Below are 16,513 nucleotides of genomic sequence, written 5' to 3' on the forward strand. Positions count from 1 at the left end.
CCGCCCCGGGGCAGCGCCGCGCCGCCGGTCGGGAGCGCCACCGGCCCGACCGGGAGCATCCGCGCCGACGCCCCGGCGCGGCGGGTCAGCGGACGACGCGACCGCGCAGCACGATGCGGGCGGGGGTGCGTACGGCGCGCAGGTCGGCGCGCGGGTCCTCGGCGTAGACGACGAGGTCCGCCAGGCCACCCTCGACCAGTCCGGGGAAGCCGAGCCACTCGCGGGCCCGCCAGGACGCGGCGGCGAGCACGTCGGTGGTGGACATGCCGGCCTGCTCGTGCAGCAGCAGCATCTCCTCCGCGGCGAGGCCGTGGTCGATGCCGCCGCCCGCGTCCGTGCCCACGTAGATCGGGACCCCGGCCTCGTGCGCCGAACGGACCACCTCGGGGAAGCGGTCGCGCAGGGCGAGCATGTGCTCGGCGTAGCCGGGGAACTTCTCCCGGGCCTGCTCGGCGATCCCGCCGAAGGTCCGAATGTTGATCATCGTGGGGATGAGCGCGGTGCCCCGGCGGGCCATCTCGTCGATCAGGTCCAGGCTGAGGCCCGTGCCGTGCTCCACCGAGTCCACCCCGGCGCGCACCATGATCTCGACGGCCGACTCGGAGAAGGTGTGCACGGCCGCGCGTACCCCGGCGGCGTGCGCGGCCCGGACGGCGGCCGCCATGGTGTCGGCGTCCCAGGCCGGGGCCAGGTCGCCCACCCCCCGGTCGATCCAGTCGCCGACCAGCTTCACCCAGCCGTTGCCGGCGCGCGCCTGTGCGGCCACCGTCGCCGCCACCTCCGCCGCGCCCACCTCGACGCCGATGTCGCGCAGGTAGCGCTTCGGCGGCGCGACGTGCCGGCCGGCGCGGGCCAGCCGCGGCAGGTCGGGCTCGTCGTCGAGTTCGGGGTACGGGTAGGGCGACCCGGCGTCGCGGATGGCGAGGACCCCGGCGTCCCGGTCGACGCGGGCCAGCTCGCGGGCCTGGTCGAGCGAGGTGATCGGGGCGCCGCCGCGGGCGATGCCGATGTGGCAGTGCGCGTCGATCAGACCGGGCAGCACGAACCCGCCGTCGGCAATCGTTTCCGCGCCGGCAACAGGGGTGAAGGTGACCCGGTCGCCGACCAGCCAGAGGTCACGGACCTCGTCGTCGGGCAGCACCACGCCGCGTACGTGCCAGGCCATGCGTCCTCCGTCTACGCGCAAAGGGGGCGGTCCGCCGCCATTCTTCCCGCCCCGCGCGGGCCGGCGGCGTTCAGCCCTCGTCGCGCGCCAGCAGCCCGGCCCGCCGTGCCGTCAGCGCGGGCAGGTCGACGGAGACCTTCCAGGGCCGCTCGGTGACGAAGAGGTCCTCGGTGTGGGTCACCGCCTCGTACTCGCCGGCGGGGCCGAGCGTGTATTCCGTGAGGGTCATCCGCTCGTGCAGCGGGTCGACCACCCAGTACGTCCGCACACCGGCGTGCGCGTAGACCTTCGCCTTGTCGTAGCGGTCGCGGAACGTCGAGGTCGGCGAGAGGACCTCGACGGCCAGCAGCGCGTCCTCGACGGGGACGGGCGAGCGGTCGCCAGCGACACGCGTCAGCGGGGCCGGCCGTCGCCGCCCTTGCCGAGCTTGTTGAAGTCGATCTTCGGCAGCTTGAAGCCCGGCGGGAGGCCCTGGCCGCCGGCCAGGTCGTTCGGGTCCATGCCCGGCGGGAGCTGCGGCATGCCGCCCGGGAAGCCGCCCGGCATCCCGGCGCCCGCCCCGGCGCGCGGCCGGTTGCCGCCCTTGGTGCCCTTGCGCTTGTTCTTCGGCGACTTGGTCGCCTTGCGCCGGCCGCCGCCCGGCAGGCCCATCATGCCGCCCATCTGCTTCATCATCTTCTGCGCCTCGGTGAAGCGGTTGAGCAGCTGGTTGACGTCCATCACCGTGACGCCGGAGCCGTTGGCGATGCGGGCCCGGCGCGAGCCGTTGATGATCTTCGGGTTGGTGCGCTCGGCGGGGGTCATCGACCGGATGATCGCGGTGACCCGGTCGAAGTGCTTGTCGTCGACCTCGGCGAGCTGGTCCTTCATCTGCCCCATGCCCGGCATCATGGCCAGCACGTTGGCGATGGGGCCCATCCGCCGGACCGCGATGAGCTGGTCGAGGAAGTCCTCCAGGGTGAACTGCTCGCCGCCCATCAGCTTGGCGGTCATCTTCTCCTTCTGATCGGTGTCGAAGGCCTGCTCGGCCTGCTCGATCAGAGTGAGGACGTCGCCCATGCCGAGGATCCGGCTGGCCATCCGGTCGGGGTGGAAGACGTCGAAGTCCTCCAGCTTCTCGCCGGTGGAGGCGAAGAGGATCGGCTGCCCGGTGACCTCCCGCACCGACAGCGCGGCGCCACCGCGGGCGTCGCCGTCGAGCTTGGAGAGGACCACGCCGGTGATGCCCACGCCGTCGCGGAACGCCTCGGCGGTGCGCACCGCGTCCTGGCCGACCATGGCGTCGATGACGAAGATGACCTCGTCCGGCTCGACCGCGTCGCGGATGTCGGCGGCCTGCTGCATCATCTCGGCGTCGATGCCGAGCCGGCCGGCGGTGTCGACGATGACGATGTCCCGGGCGGCCCGCTTCGCGTGCTCGATCGAGGCGCGCGCCACCTGCACCGGGTCACCGGTGCCGTTGCCGGGCTCGGGGGCGTACACCTCGACGCCGGCGCGGCCACCGAGCACCTGGAGCTGCCCGACGGCGTTGGGGCGCTGGAGGTCGGCGGCGACCAGCAGCGGCTGGTGGCCCTGGGCCTTGAGCCAGCGGGCCAGCTTGCCGGCGAGGGTGGTCTTACCGGAACCCTGGAGGCCGGCGAGCATGATCACCGTCGGCGGCTGCTTGGCGAACTGGAGCCGCCGCCCCTCGCCGCCGAGGACGTTGATCAGCTCCTCGTTGACGATCTTGATGATCTGCTGCGCCGGGTTGAGCGCCTGGGAGACCTCGGAGCCGCGCGCCCGCTCCTTGACGTTGGCGATGAAGCCCTTGACCACCGGCAGCGCGACGTCCGCCTCCAGCAGCGCGAGGCGGATCTCGCGCGCGGTGGCGTCGATGTCGGCGTCGGTGAGCCGACCCTTGCCGCGGAGCTTGGTGAAGATCCCGGACAGGCGGTCACTCAAGGTGTCAAACACGCGAACATCCCGTTTGTCAGTGTTCCGGCGGGCACATCGGCGACCGGGCGAGGTGTCCGGCCACCGCTAGGGTAGCCGGCCGGGCCGCACGGCCGCTCCGGGCCGGGCACAGCCGGGGCGCGGATGAGCGCCGGCACGCCCGCGCGCGCCGAGGCTCCCCGGGCCGGCGGGAGGCACATCGTCACACGGCGGCCAGCACCGCCGCCTCCAGACGGGCCCGGGCGGCGTCGTCCGGCCAGCCGCCGACGAGGTAGAAGGCGTCCACCACGTCGCCGCCGAGGGTGGAGATGCGGGCCGCCCGCACCTGGGCGCCGGCCTCGTCGAGGGCGCAGGTGACCCGGTAGAGCAGGCCCGCCGCGTCGGCGGCGCGCAGCTCCAGCAGCACGGCGTCGGTGGCCGCCTCGCGGTGCCACACCACCCGGGGCGCGGCCCCCTCGGACCGCGCCGCCAGGGCCCGGCCGCGCAGCCGCTGGGTGACCGAGACGTCCCCGTTCACCGCGCGGCGCAGGTCGGCGCCGAGGGCGATCGGGTCGGGCGCGAGCCCGTACCGGGGCTGCACGCGGCACTCGACCAGGGCCCGGCCGTCGACGGTGGAGGCGTCGGCGGAGAGCACCTCCAGCCGGTGCAGCGCCAGGCAGCCGGCCACCGTCGCGAGCAGGCCGCGCCGGTCCGCCGCGGCCACCGCCACCCGGTCGGCCGTCAGGTGTACGACCGGCAGGGGCCCCGCCAGCAGGGCCGGATCGGGGGCGGGCGGGGCGGGCAGCGCGCCCGTGTCCAGCGCGGTCCGCACCCGGGTGACCAGCTCGGCGACCAGTCGGCCCTTCCAGTCCGACCAGGCGGCCGGGCCGGTGGCGGCGGCGTCGGCCCGCACCAGGGCGTGCAGCAGGTCCAGCGTGGTCGGGTCGCCGACCCGCTCGGCCACCCCGGCGATGGTGACCGGGTCGGCGAGATCCCGCCGGGTGGCCACGTCGGGCAGGAGCAGGTGCAGCCGGACCAGCGTGCCGATCAGCGCCACCTCCGGCGCGGGCAGGCCGATCCGGGCGGCCACCGCTTCCGCCAGCGGCACCCCGACCGTGCTGTGGTCGCCGGGAAGCCCCTTGCCGACGTCGTGCAGGAGTGCGCCGAGCAGCAGCAGGTCGGGGCGGTCCACCTCGCGGGTGTGTCGGCTGGCCTCGTAGGCGGTCTGCACGAGGTGCCGGTCGAGGGTGAACCGGTGCACGGGGTTGTGCTGCGGGAGGCTGCGCAGCCGGGTCCACTCGGGCAGCCAGCCCTCGATCAGCCCGTACCGGTCGCAGGTCTCCCAGGCCGGCACCAGGCCGGGACCGGCGCCGAGCAGGGTGACCAGCGCGGCCCGGGCCTCGGCCGGCCACGGCGCCGGCAGCGGCGGGCAGTACGCGGCCAGCCACTCGCAGGTGGCCCGGGCGATCGGCAGCCGGGTGACGGCCGCGGCGGCGGCGACCCGCAGCGACAGGCTCGGGTCGGGGCGTGCCCCGATAGCGGTGCGGGCCAGCACCAGCTCGCCGTCGTGCTCGACGACGTCCCGGGCGACCGGTCGGCGCAGCGGACGCCCGTCGGCGCCCCGGCGGCGGCCGGAGCGGAGCCGGTCGGCGGCGCGGAAGGCGTCGTCGAGGGCGTGGCTGACGGTCCGGGCGTCCCCGGCGACCCGGCGCAGCAGCGCGTCCCCGTCGCCGATCGACTCGGCGGCGGCCCGCTGCGGGGTGTCGGACCCGCCAGCCGGTGACTGCCGGAGCCCGAGCAGCGCGGCGACCCCGTCGCGTTCCTGGGCGACCAGCCGGTCGACCCGGCGGCCGGCCTGCCGGTGCAGCGCGTCCCGGGTGTCGAGCAGCCGCAGGTGCGCGGCGCGGACGGCGGGGCGCAGCGCGTCGGTGATCCCGGCGGTGGCGATCGCCCGCAGGATGCCCACGTCGCGCAGCCCGCCGGCCGCCTCCTTCAGGTCGCCCTCCAGCAGGAACGCCAGCTCGCCGTGGGCGGCCCAGCGGGCGGCGGTGATCTCGCGGAGCGCCGGGAGCTGGCGTACGGCGGTGCGCCGCCAGTGGTCGGCGGCGGTGCGGACGAGGGTGTCCGCGAGCGCGGCGTCCCCGGCGACGAGCCGCGCGTCGAGCAGCCCGAGGGCCACCTTCACGTCGTCCTGGGCGACGGAGAGCGCCTCGGCGACGGTCCGGACGGAGTGGTCCAGCCGCAGCCCGGCGTCCCACACGGGATACCAGATCGAGGCGGCCAGCTCGTCCATGCCGGGCACCCCGGCGTGCAGCAGGACGAGGTCGAGGTCGCCGTGCGGCGCGCACTGCCGGCGCCCCAGCCCGCCGACGGCGATCAGCGCCACCCCGGGCCGCTGCGGCAGCAGCCCGCGCAGCCACCGGTCGTACGCGTCGGCCCGCGCGGCCCGCGCCGTCGCCCCGATGCCGCCGTCGACGCCGACGACCTCGTCGACCAGGAGGGCGGCGGCGCCGTTGCCGGTGTGTCCCGACGCGTTCTTCCTGGTCGACGAGGTCATGTCAGTGGCCGGTCAGAGCGCGTCGAGGCCGCGCTCGCCGGTACGGACCCGGACGACCTCCTCGACGGCGGTCACCCAGACCTTCCCGTCTCCGATCTTGCCGGTCCGGGCGGCGCCGACGACGGCGTCCACGATCTTGTCGACGTCGATCTCGTCGGTGAGCACCTCCACCCGGATCTTGGGCAGGAACTCGACCGTGTACTCGGCACCCCGGTAGACCTCGGTGTGCCCCTTCTGCCGCCCGTAGCCCTGGACCTCGCTGACGGTCAGGCCGGCCACGCCGAGGGCGTGCAGGGCCTCCTTCACCGCGTCCAGCTGGTACGGCTTGATGACCGCGGTCACCAGCTTCATGTCCAACCCCTCCATCCCAGGAACGTTAACGGGCGACCGTCTCGGCGGCGGACCCGGCGGCCGGCTCGGCCGGCTCGGCAGCCGGCACGGTGGGCTCGGCAGGCGCGGTCGCCGGCTCCGTCGCCGGCCTGGCGCCGGTCAGCCCGGCCATGGCGAACGCGCTGCCCCCGCCGCTGCCGGTGGCCGGCGACAGGTCGTAGCCGCTCTCGGCGTGCTCGGCGATGTCGATGCCGCCGACCTCGTCCTCGGCCCGCAGGCGGAAGCCGATCGTCTTCTCGATGCCGAAGGCGAGCACCCAGGCCACCGCGAAGGACCAGACGGTGACGATCAGGCCGGCCAGGGCCTGCCGGCCGAGCTGGGTCACCCCGCCGCCGTAGAAGAGCCCGTCGGAGGCGCCGATCACGTCGGTGATCGCGCCGTTGACCGAGTTGGTGGCGAAGAGGCCGAGCCAGAGCGAGCCGATCCAGCCACCGACGAAGTGCACGCCGACCACGTCGAGCGAGTCGTCGTAGCCGAGCTTGTACTTGAGGCTGATCGCCAGCGCGCAGACCGACCCGGCGACGAGACCGAGCAGCACCGCCGCCCAGGGGGCGATGAAGCCGCAGGCCGGGGTGATGGCGACCAGGCCGGCGATGGCACCGGACGAGGCGCCGACCAGGGTCGGCTTCCTGTCCTTGATCCATTCGACGACGATCCAGCCGAGCACGGCGGCGGCCGTGGCGAGCTGGGTGTTGATGAAGGCCAGGCCGGCGACCGAGTCGACGGTGAGCTCGGAACCGGCGTTGAAGCCGAACCAGCCGAACCAGAGCAGTCCCGCGCCGAGCGCGACGAGCGGGATGTTGTGCGGCTTCATGCCCTCCCGGGGCCAGCCGAGCCGCTTGCCGAGCACCAGCACCAGGGCCAAAGCCGCCGCGCCGGCGTTGATGTGCACGGCGGTGCCGCCGGCGAAGTCGAGCGCGTGCAGGTCGCCGCCGATGATGCCGCCGCCCCACACCCAGTGCGCGACCGGGAAGTAGACAAGCGTCGCCCAGCCGAACGCGAAGAGCAGCCAGCCGGCGAACTTCGCCCGGTCGGAGATCGCGCCGCTGATCAGCGCGACGGTGATCACGGCGAACATCATCTGGAAGGCCATGAACACGTAGAGCGGGACGCCGATGCCGCTCGGGTTCTCCGCCGTCGCGCCCCAGAGGTCGGTCTCGGCGAGGAAGGTCTTGGTACCGAGGTAGGCGCCCGGGTCGCCCCAGAGCCCGTTGACATCGCTACCGAAGGCGATGCTGAAACCGTAGAACCACCACAAAACGGAGATGAGCCCGATCGCGGAGAAGCTCATCATCATCATGTTCAGTACACCCTTGGACCTGTTGAGGCCGCCGTAGAACAGCGCCAGTCCGGGCGTCATGAGCAGCACGAGCGCCGTCGACACCAGCAACCACACGGTGTTGCCGGAATCGATCGTGGGTGCCTCAGGCACGCTGGCCTCCTAAAGGTGAAGTTCCCTCCTTCACGGCTTCCGGGGCAGCGTCGCCCGTACGCCGGATGGGCGGAAGCCTGCTCGCTCCCTGTTTCCCCCAGCGTCACCCGTCGATTTCCGAACGGTGACGGGTTGTTTCGGACGTGTGAAGAGAAGCTCACCGCCGGCCGGCGCGGCCGACAGCACGGACCGCTCAGCGCAGCGCGTACTCCAGGGCGTTGCGCTCGTAGTCGAGCAGCCGCAGGTCCCGCATCGGCCGGCGCAGGTGCCCCTTGTGCACGATCCGGACGAAGGCCGGCTCACCGGCGGCGGCCATCCGGCGGATGCCCTCCACGTGGTCCACGATCCGCTTGCGGATGGTCCGGATCAGCCGGTGCCGGTCCCGGGGGATGAGCCCGTACGCGTCGGCGAAGAGGCGCAGCCGGCGCGGCCGGTCGGGGTGCTTCCAGCCGAGCGTGATCGAGTCCCGGTCGGAGAAGATCGGCACCCAGGTCCAGGCCGCGTACGCCACGTCGTAGATCCGGGCGCCGGGCGAGGCGAGGTCGAAGTCGATCAGCCCCAGGGTGCCGTCGGGCCGCCAGATCACGTTGTGCGGGGCGGCGTCGTGGTGGCAGATCACCTCGGTGTCCGGCGGCGGCGGTCCGAACGAGCGCCACACCGCGCCCGGCGGCGGGACGAAGCCGTACTGGGCGTCGTGGAACATGCGGAGCATGGTGGCGACGGTCACCAGCGCCTCGTCGGTGACCCAGTGCGGGGCCAGCGGGTACTCCCCGCACTCCCCCTCCAGGTACGACAGGACCTCCCGGTTGCGCTCGTCCATGCCGAGCGCGCGGGGGGCGCCGGTGAACCCGACGTACTCCAGGTGGCGCAGCAGGGCGTGCACCGAGGGCGTCCACGGCCCGGCGTTGCGCCGGACCGTGTCGCCGACCCGGACGACGGTGCTGACGTTCCCGCCGTGCAGCGGGATCTCCTGCGAAGTCACGTACGGTCTCCCGAGGCCCGTCGACGGGTGGCTGGGGTCGCGCCACCCGGCGTAGGCGCGATCGTCGGTCGTCACTGCGAGGTTACGCGTCCCGGGCGAGCGGCTCGGTACCGAGCAGCGCGTCGACGAACTGGGCGGGGTCGAACGGGGCCAGGTCGTCCTTGCCCTCGCCGAGCCCGACCAGCTTGACCGGGATGCCCAGCTTGCGCTGCACGGCGATCACGATGCCGCCCTTGGCGGTGCCGTCGAGCTTGCTGAGCACGACACCGGTCACGTTGACCGCCTCGGTGAAGACCCGGGCCTGCTCCAGCCCGTTCTGCCCGGTGGTGGCATCGAGAATCAGCAGTGTCTCGTCGATCGGGCCGTGCTTCTCCACCACCCGCTTGACCTTGCCCAGCTCGTCCATCAGGCCGATCTTGTTCTGCAGCCGGCCGGCGGTGTCGATGAGCACGGTGTCCACGCCGGTGTCGATGCCCCGCTTGACGGCGTCGAAGGCCACGCTGGCCGGGTCGGCCGCCTCCGGGCCCCGCACGGTCTCCGCGCCGACCCGACCGCCCCAGGTCTCCAGCTGGTCCGCGGCGGCCGCCCGGAAGGTGTCGGCGGCGCCGAGCAGCACGCTGCGGCCGTCGGCGACGAGCACCCGGGCGATCTTGCCGCAGGTGGTGGTCTTGCCCGCGCCGTTGACGCCGACGACCAGCACGACCGCCGGCACGCCCTCCTTGGGCGCGGTCCGCAGGGACCGGTCCAGGGTCGGGTCGAGCGCGTTGACCAGCTCGGCGGCGAGCAGGGCGCGCAGCTCGCCGCCGGAGCGGGTGCCGAGGACCCGGGTCCGCTCGCGCAGCCGGTCGACGATGTCGCGGGTGGCGTCGACGCCGACGTCGGCGGTGATCAGGCTGTCCTCGATCTCCTCCCAGGTGTCCTCGTCGAGGTGGTCGCGGCTGAGCAGGCCGAGCAGGCTCTTGCCGAAGACGTTCTGGGAGCGGGACAGCCGCGAGCGCAGCCGGACCAGCCGGCCGGCGGTCGGCTCGGGGACCTCCAGCACCGGTGCCGGGGCCTCCACCACCGGCGGCTCCACCAGGATCCCGGTGGACAACTCGGCCTCCGGTGCCTGGACCGGCGGGCCGGCCAGGTCCTCCTCGGCCCGGGTGTCGACCTCCGTCTTCGGCAGCGGCGGCTCCGGTCGCCGGCGCAACCGCGGCACGACCAGCCCGATGCCGCCAAGGATCAGCACGCCGAGCAGGGCGAGCGCGATGAGGAGGTATTCGGTCATGCCGGAATCCTGTCAGATGCCGGCGAAGCTGTCCCAGCCACCGCTCCCGACCGGGTCCGCGGAGGCCGGCGGTAGGCTCGCTCACAGCCAGCAGTGGTGCGACCGCCGGCCGGGTAGTAAAGATGAAGTCCGCTCATCTGGAGGTCGACCATGCCCGCGGCACACCTGCTCATCGGCCCGTTGCTCCGCAGGGTGGTCGGCACGACGGCCACCGTCTGGGTGGAGACCAGCGCGCCCGCGGTGGTCACCGTCCGCACCGCCGACGGCGCCGGCGGCACCGCGCCCACCTTCTCGGCGTACGACCACCACTACGCGCTCGTCGTCGTGGAGGGGCTCACCCCCGACAGCGCCACCACCTACGAGGTGCTGATCGACGACGAGGTCGCCTGGCCGGTGCCGAAGAGCGACTTCCCGCCCAGCGTGATCCGCACCCGGGCGGCCGACGACCTCGACCAGCCGGTCCGGTTGGTCTTCGGCTCCTGCCGGGAGACCACCCAGCACGCCACCACCCGGCGGCTGCCCCCGGACGCCCTCGACGCGTACGCCCGGCGGCTGATGGCCGACCCGGCTACGACCGAGGTGCCCGACCTGCTGGTGCTCCTCGGCGACCAGGTCTACGCGGACGTGACGTCGCCCACGGTCCGGCGGCTGCTGAAGCGGCGCCGCCGCCGGCCGAAGGGCGCGCCGGGCGACCAGGTGGTCAGCTTCGACGAGTACACGAAGCTCTACCTGGAGTCCTGGCGGGACCCGGAGATCCGCTGGCTCTTCTCCACCGTGCCGAGCGTGATGATCTTCGACGACCACGAGGTCATCGACGACTGGAACACCTCGGCCTCCTGGCGCTCCGACATGCGCGAGCAGCCGTGGTGGGCGGAGCGGATCACCAGCGGCCTCGCCTCGTACTGGGTCTACCAGCACCTGGGCAATCTCTCCCCCGACGAGATCGCCGCCGACCCGGTCTACGCCAAGGTCGTCGCGGCGGAGGACGCCACCGGCGTGCTGCGCGAGTTCGGGCAGCGGGTCGACACCGAGGCCGACCTCGCCCACGACACCGAACGGTGGCGGGCCGTGCAGTACCAGTGGAGCTACGCGCTGGACCTGGGCCGGACCCGGCTGGTCATGCTCGACAACCGGTGCAGCCGGGTGCTGGAGCCGGGCCAGCGGGCGATGCTGCCCCCGGGCGAGTGGTCGTGGTTCCTCGACCGCGCCCACGGCGTCTACGACCACCTGGTGGTCGGCGCGTCCCTGCCCTGGCTGCTGCCGCCGGGCATCCACCACGTGGAGGCGTGGAACGAGAAGCTGGCCGACTCGCGGCGGCCCTGGGTCGCCCGGCTGGCCGAGAAGCTGCGCCGGGGGCTGGACCTGGAGCACTGGGCCGCGTTCCGCCGCTCGTTCGACGCGCTCGGCGCGCTCTTCGCCCGCCTCGGCAGCGGCACCCCCGGCGAGCCCGGCGAGCGCGTCGGGGCCGGCCCGGCGTACGCGCCACCGGCGTCGATCAGCGTGCTCTCCGGCGACGTGCACCACTCGTACGTGGCGCGGGCGCGGTTCGACGACCGGAGCGTGGTCACCCCGGTGCACCAGCTCACCTGCTCGCCCATCCACAACCAGGTCCCGGCCGGGATGCGCCCGCTGATGAAGCTGGGCTGGTCGTCCGGGCCGTCCGGGGCCACCCGGGCGCTGGCCCGCACCGCCGGCGTACGCCGCCCGCCGTTCCGCTGGAAGCGGCTGGCCGGGCCGTACTTCGGCAACGCGGTCGCCACGCTGGTGCACGCCGGCCGGACGGCCGAGGTGACGATCGAGGGCACCACCAGCGACGGCCACCTGCGCGAGGTCATGCGGCAGGGCCTGACCCCCGGCGGGTGAGCCTCCCGGCGCGCCCCGGCCTGCCCACCCGCGACGGGCGGGCCACCGCCCACGCGCCGGCACCCCGATAAACCGCTCGCCGGTTGTCGGAGGTGCCAGCCAGGATGACCGGCATGACCTGGCGAGCACCGGAGATCACCCGGACCCCCGAGCCCTACGTCGGCGACGAGCGCACCATGCTGGAGGGCTGGCTGGACTTCCACCGGCAGACCCTGCTGCTCAAGTGTGCCGGGCTGACCGCCGAACAACTGAAGACGCCCAGCGTCGAGCCCTCCGGGCTCACCCTGCTCGGCCTGGTCCGGCACCTGGCCGAGGTGGAGGCCTGGTGGTTCCGGGAGAACCTCGCCGGCCAGCAGGTCGACTACCCCTACTTCACGCCCGACAACCCGGACGCCGACCACGACGTCAGCGCCGCCGACGCCGAGGCCGACTTCGCCACCTACCACCGGGAGGTGGCGCTGGCCCGCGCCGCCGCCGCCGGCCGCTCGCTCGACGAGACCTTCACCGAGGTCGGCCCGAAGCGCCGGACGTTCAACCTGCGCTGGATCTACGTGCACATGATCGAGGAGTACGCCCGGCACAACGGCCACGCCGACCTGATCCGCGAACGCATCGACGGCGTCACGGGCGAGTAGTAGCCCCCGCCGGGGCGGGACGGAACCGGTCAGTACGCCAGGGCGGCCCGCGCGTACCGCAGGTCGGCCGGGCCGCTCCAGCGCAGCGCCGACAGGCCGGCGACCCGGGCGCCCCGGATCGCCCAGTCCTCGTCGTCGACGAAGAGCACCCGGGCCGCCGGGGTCTCCAGGGCCTCGCAGGCCGCCTGGAAGTACTCCTTCGCCGGCTTGTTCACCCCGACCCTGGACGAGTTGACCACCACGTCGAACTCGTCCGTCAGGTCGAGCGCGGCGAGGTCGGCATCGAGCAGGTCGGTGGCGTTCGTGCCTAGCCCGACGCGGATGCCGCCGGCCCGCGCCTCGCGGACGAAGGCGAGCACCTCCGGGTCCACCTCGCCCCGGTAGCGCTGCCACTGCTCCACGGCCGCCCGGGCCCGCTCGGGGCCGCCCACGGAGTCGGCCAGCGCGTCGGCCACGCTGGCCATCCAGTCGGCGTGGCTGACCCGGCCGGTCAGCACCGGCTGGAGCCGCCCCCACTGCATGGCGATCTCGGTGAGTACGCCGTCGGACAGGCCGTACTCCCGCTCCACCCCGGCGGCCACCGCCGGGTCCCACCTGCGCAGGACGCCGTCGAAGTCCACCAGGAGCGCCGTCGCCCGTTCCCGACCCACTACTCGTTCTCCTCGCCGCGGCCACGCCGCTCGTCTCCGTCGGCCCGGTTGAGCCGTTGGCTGATCACCTGGGTCACCCCGTTGCGCATGGTCACGCCGTACAGGGCGTCGGCGACCTCCATCGTCCGCTTCTGGTGCGTGATGACGATGAGCTGGCTCTTCTCCCGCAACTGGGCCAGCAGCGTGATCAGCCGCCCCAGGTTGACGTCGTCGAGCGCCGCCTCGACCTCGTCCATGATGTAGAACGGGCTGGGCCGGGCCCGGAAGATGGCCACCAGCATCGCCACCGCCGTCAGCGAACGCTCTCCGCCGGAGAGCAGCGACAGCCGCTTGATCTTCTTGCCCGGCGGGCGGGCCTCGACCTCGATGCCGGTGGTGAGCAGGTCGTCGGGGTCGGTGAGCACGAGCCGCCCCTCGCCACCGGGGAAGAGCACGGTGAAGACCTGCTGGAACTCCCGGGCCGTGTCGGCGAATGCGCTGGCGAAGACCTCCAGGATCCGGTCGTCGACGTCCTTGACCACGGTGAGCAGGTCCCGGCGGGTGGCCTTGAGGTCCTCCAGCTGCTCGGAGAGGAACTTGTAGCGCTCCTCCAGCGCGGCGAACTCCTCCAGGGCCAGCGGGTTCACCTTGCCGAGCAGGGCCAGTTCCCGTTCCGCCTTGGCGGCCCGCTTCTCCTGCACCGGCCGCTCGTAGCGGACCGGCTCGGGCACCGGCAGGCCGTCGCGTTCGGCCGCCGCCACGTCGGCCTGGGTGGGCGGGACGGGCTGGGCCGGGCCGTACTCGGCGACGAGGGTCTCCACGTCCAGGCCGAAGTCCTCGGCGGCCTTGGCCTCCAGCTGCTCGATGCGCAGCCGCTGCTCGGCGCGGGCCACCTCGTCGCGGTGCACCTGGCTGGTCAGCCGCTCCAGCTCCGCGCCGAGCCGCTTGGCCGCGCCGCGTACCTCCTGGAGTTCGGCCTCGCGGGCGGCGCGCTCGCGCGCCACGGCGTCGCGGTGCTCCTCGGCCGCGGCGATCGAGGTGGCCAGCCGGGCGAGGGCCTCCCGGGCCCCGCCCGCCACGGCCCGGGCGATCCCGGCGCCCCGGGTGCGCGCCGCGCGCCGGGCCGCCGCGCGTTCCCGCGCGGCCCGCTCGGCGGTGGCCTGCCGGCGCAGGGAGTCCGCGCGGCCGGCGATCGAGGAGACCCGCTCCTCGGCGGTACGCACCGCGAGCCGGACCTCCATCTCGTTCTGCCGCGCCTGCGGCACCATCGCGGCGAGCTGGTCGCGTTCCTCCGTGGAGGGTTCCGCGTCGACGGGGGTCTCCTCGGCCAGCCGCAGCCGCTCCTCAAGCTCGGCCAGGGTGAGCAGGTCCCGCTCCCGGGCGGCCTCCGCGCGGGCCCGGGACTCGCCGAGCCGGTCCGTCTCCGCCTTCGCCGAGCGGGCCGCCGCGCCCAGCTCGGCCAGCCGGCGGGCGGCGGCGTTGCGGTGGCTCTCCGCCTCCCGCTTGGCGGCGGCGGCGTGCTGCACCGTCTCCTTGGCGGCGGCCACCTCGGCGCGGGCGTCGACGAGCTGTTCGCGCAGCTCCGCGCCGGTGACCTCGGCGGCGAGCCGGTTCGACCGGGCCTCCTCGACGGCGGCCTGCACCTCGATGAAGCTGGGCGCCTTGGCCGACCCGCCGGCCGCCGCGTACGCCCCCACCACGTCGCCGTCGGGGGTGACCGCGCGCAGCTCCGGGTTGCCGGCGACCACCTCGGCCGCGGCGGCGAGGTCGTCGACCAGCACCACGTCGCGCAGCGCCCGGTGCACCGCCGGGCGGAGCTGCGGGGAGCACTCCACCAGGTCGGGCGCCCAGCGGGCGCCGTCGGGCAGCTTCGGCCGCAGCGCGTCGGCGGGCCCGTCCATGCCCGGCCCGGCGGGGCTGCCGACCAGCAGGCCGGCGCGACCGGCGTCGGAGATCTTCAGCAACCGCATGGCCTCGACCGCCTCGTCGACGCCGCTGACCGCGACCGCGTCGGCGAGCCCGCCGAGCGCGGCGGCGAGCGCGGCCTCCTGCCCGGGCGCGACCGTGAGCAGCCCGGCCAGACTGCCCAGCAGGCCCGGGACCTCGTCGGCGCGGGCCAGCAGCGCGCCCGCGCCGTCCTTGCGGCGCAGGCCGAGGGCGAGCGCCTCCTCCCGCGCCTTCCAGGTGGCGGCGTCCTTCTCCGCCGTCCGCTCCGCGTCGGTAAGTGACCGCACGGTGGCCTGCGCCCGCTCCTGGGCGGCGACCGCCTCGGCGTGCCGGGCGTCGAGGTCGGCGTTGTCCCGGTCCGCCTCGGTGGACTGCTCGGCGACCGCGTCGAGTTCGGCCTGGGCCTGGTCGGCCCGGGCCAGCGCGTCGGCGTGCGCGGTGGCGAGCCGCTCGATCTCCTCGCCGGCGCTGGTGGTCCGGGCGCGGGCGGAGTTGACCTGACCGGTCAGCCGGGCCAGGCCCTCCCGCCGATCGGCGATCGCCTTGGCCGCGGCGACCAGCTCGCGTTCGGCGGCGGCGAGCTGCCGCTCCAGCTCCTGGCGGTGCTCGACGGCCTCGGCCAGCCGGATCTGGTCGTCGGTGAGCGCGCCGCGCAGCTCCTCCTCCTGCTCCCGGATCCGCTCGGCCTCGGCCTCCAACTGCTCGGGGTCGCGACCGGGGCGCTCGTCGTCGGGAGTGGCGCTGAGGTGCCGCAGCCGTTCCCGGGCGAGCTGCTCGATGGAGCGGAACCGCTCGGAGAGGGCGGAGAGCTTGTACCAGGTGTCCTGCGCGGCGGCCAGCAGCGGCGCGTCCTCGGCGAGGGCCGCCTCCAGCTCGGCCAGCCGCGCCTGCACCTCGGTGTGTTCGGCCTCGACCTGCTCGCGCCGCTCGCGCACGGCGGTCTCGTCGGCGATCTCCCGGTCCAGGGTGGCGCGCAGGGTGGCCAGGTCGTCGGCGAGCAGCCGTAGCCGGGCGTCGCGCAGGTTGGCCTGGATGGCGGCGGCACGGCGGGCCACCTCCGCCTGCCGGCCCAGCGGCTTGAGCTGGCGGCGCAGCTCGGCGGTGAGGTCGGTGAGCCGGTTGAGGTTCGTCTGCATCGCGTCGAGCTTCCGCAGCGCCTTCTCCTTGCGCTTGCGGTGCTTGAGGACGCCGGCCGCCTCCTCGACGAACGACCGCCGGTCCTCCGGCTTGGCGTGCAGCATCCCGTCGAGGCGCCCCTGGCCGACGATGATGTGCATCTCCCGGCCGATGCCGGAGTCCGACAGCAGCTCCTGGATGTCGAGCAGCCGGCAGGTGTCGCCGTTGATCTCGTACTCGCTCTCGCCGGAGCGGAACATCCGGCGGGTGATCGACACCTCGGTGTACTCGATCGGCAGCGCGCCGTCGGTGTTGTCGATCGTGAGGGTCACCTCGGCCCGGCCCAGCGGGGCCCGGCCGGCGGTGCCGGCGAAGATGACGTCCTCCATCTTGCCGCCGCGCAGCGCCTTGGCGCCCTGCTCGCCGAGCACCCAGGCGATGGCGTCGACGACGTTGGACTTGCCGGAGCCGTTGGGGCCGACCACGCAGGTGATCCCCGGCTCCAGCTTGAGCGTCGTCGCGGAGGCGAAGGACTTGAAGCCCTTCACCGTCAGGCTCTTGAGATGCACCTTCTCGATCCTCGTCCGGTGGCCGCCGTACCGTCGCCGGCTGCGCG

Annotated in this window: 12 protein-coding genes; 2 read left to right on the top strand and 10 right to left on the bottom strand. The window is 74.2% G+C overall.

Going from position 1 to position 16,513, the window contains the following annotated elements; genetic code table 11:
- Nucleotides 1-85: 85 nt before the first annotated feature.
- The 8 genes from ACLQ20_RS27245 to ftsY all read right to left on the bottom strand — a co-directional run bounded on the left by ACLQ20_RS27245 (nucleotide 86) and on the right by ftsY (nucleotide 9,707).
- Nucleotides 86-1,165: an amidohydrolase family protein gene (locus ACLQ20_RS27245; protein ID WP_151455320.1), complete on the bottom strand. Its 1,080-nt coding sequence runs from the start codon at nucleotides 1,163-1,165 to the stop codon at nucleotides 86-88.
- A 70-nt stretch (nucleotides 1,166-1,235) separates the two neighbouring features.
- Nucleotides 1,236-1,562: a Uma2 family endonuclease gene (locus ACLQ20_RS27250; RefSeq protein WP_425858069.1), complete on the bottom strand. Its 327-nt coding sequence runs from the start codon at nucleotides 1,560-1,562 to the stop codon at nucleotides 1,236-1,238.
- Nucleotides 1,559-3,118, bottom strand: a complete 1,560-nt coding sequence (gene ffh / locus ACLQ20_RS27255; protein WP_151455319.1) for a signal recognition particle protein — start codon at nucleotides 3,116-3,118, stop codon at nucleotides 1,559-1,561. Before ffh ends, ACLQ20_RS27250 begins: the two co-directional genes overlap by 4 nt.
- Before the next feature lie 181 nt (nucleotides 3,119-3,299).
- Nucleotides 3,300-5,633, bottom strand: a complete 2,334-nt coding sequence (locus tag ACLQ20_RS27260; protein WP_425858023.1) for a [protein-PII] uridylyltransferase — start codon at nucleotides 5,631-5,633, stop codon at nucleotides 3,300-3,302.
- Between the two features lie 12 nt (nucleotides 5,634-5,645).
- Entirely contained in the window at nucleotides 5,646-5,984 is a 339-nt protein-coding gene (locus ACLQ20_RS27265) for a P-II family nitrogen regulator (RefSeq protein WP_176733926.1), read from the bottom strand.
- A gap of 25 nt (nucleotides 5,985-6,009) precedes the next feature.
- Entirely contained in the window at nucleotides 6,010-7,455 is a 1,446-nt protein-coding gene (locus ACLQ20_RS27270) for an ammonium transporter (protein ID WP_358117221.1), read from the bottom strand.
- 193 nt (nucleotides 7,456-7,648) lie between these two features.
- Entirely contained in the window at nucleotides 7,649-8,512 is an 864-nt protein-coding gene (locus ACLQ20_RS27275) for an aminoglycoside phosphotransferase family protein (RefSeq protein ID WP_192581443.1), read from the bottom strand.
- A gap of 7 nt (nucleotides 8,513-8,519) precedes the next feature.
- The gene (gene ftsY / locus ACLQ20_RS27280; protein ID WP_151455318.1) at nucleotides 8,520-9,707 is read right to left on the bottom strand and encodes a signal recognition particle-docking protein FtsY; all 1,188 of its coding nucleotides are present in this window, start codon (nucleotides 9,705-9,707) and stop codon (nucleotides 8,520-8,522) included.
- A gap of 150 nt (nucleotides 9,708-9,857) precedes the next feature.
- On the opposite strand from ftsY, the gene ACLQ20_RS27285 reads away from it, so the two are divergent.
- Both ACLQ20_RS27285 and ACLQ20_RS27290 read left to right on the top strand, forming a co-directional pair.
- Nucleotides 9,858-11,570, top strand: a complete 1,713-nt coding sequence (locus ACLQ20_RS27285; RefSeq protein ID WP_151455317.1) for an alkaline phosphatase D family protein — start codon at nucleotides 9,858-9,860, stop codon at nucleotides 11,568-11,570.
- A 113-nt stretch (nucleotides 11,571-11,683) separates the two neighbouring features.
- On the top strand, nucleotides 11,684-12,205 hold the full coding sequence (locus ACLQ20_RS27290; protein WP_151455316.1) for a DinB family protein: 522 nt from the start codon (nucleotides 11,684-11,686) through the stop codon (nucleotides 12,203-12,205).
- A gap of 29 nt (nucleotides 12,206-12,234) precedes the next feature.
- On the opposite strand, the gene ACLQ20_RS27295 is transcribed toward ACLQ20_RS27290, so the two are convergent.
- Entirely contained in the window at nucleotides 12,235-12,855 is a 621-nt protein-coding gene (locus ACLQ20_RS27295; protein WP_151455315.1) for an HAD-IA family hydrolase, read from the bottom strand.
- Nucleotides 12,855-16,466, bottom strand: coding sequence for a chromosome segregation protein SMC (gene smc, locus ACLQ20_RS27300; RefSeq protein WP_425858024.1), 3,612 nt, complete (start codon nucleotides 16,464-16,466; stop codon nucleotides 12,855-12,857). The genes ACLQ20_RS27295 and smc overlap by 1 nt, the downstream gene beginning before the upstream one ends.
- Between the last annotated feature and the right edge of the window lie 47 nt (nucleotides 16,467-16,513).

It is taken from the genome of Micromonospora sp. DT46, assembly GCF_049841735.1.
Taxonomy (GTDB): Bacteria; Actinomycetota; Actinomycetes; order Mycobacteriales; family Micromonosporaceae; genus Micromonospora; species Micromonospora reichwaldensis.